Origin of the sequence: Pseudoalteromonas sp. S2893 (assembly GCF_005887105.1) — a bacterium.
Taxonomy (GTDB): domain Bacteria; phylum Pseudomonadota; class Gammaproteobacteria; order Enterobacterales; family Alteromonadaceae; genus Pseudoalteromonas; species Pseudoalteromonas atlantica.
In genome coordinates this window covers 1-233 of record NZ_PNCY01000151.1, presented here as the reverse complement: position 1 = coordinate 233, position 233 = coordinate 1, and the positions used below count along the sequence as shown (strand labels likewise).

General features: G+C 46.4%; 1 pseudogene. It reads right to left on the bottom strand.

Going from position 1 to position 233, the window contains the following annotated elements:
- A pseudogene (locus CWC04_RS19505) lies at positions 1-233 on the bottom strand (sucrose phosphorylase); the annotation flags it as partial.

The following is a 233-nucleotide window of genomic DNA, read 5'->3' as shown; positions in this document are numbered from 1 at the left end:
TACCTTTAGCTAGCACATTTTGAAACTGATACGACTGCGCCGATACATGTTTAACGATTAAATCGGCCATTAGATCATGGTTTTCACCCAGTGCTTGAATATCAGCCCATGTACCAATGCGAGAATCTACTTCGCTGTTATCAATCGGGTCAACGCCTGCATCGCTTCCATCAATCGGAGTATAACACGGCAAAAGGGGTCCCCCCCCAAAAACGCCCGTAAGTTGGCCATTT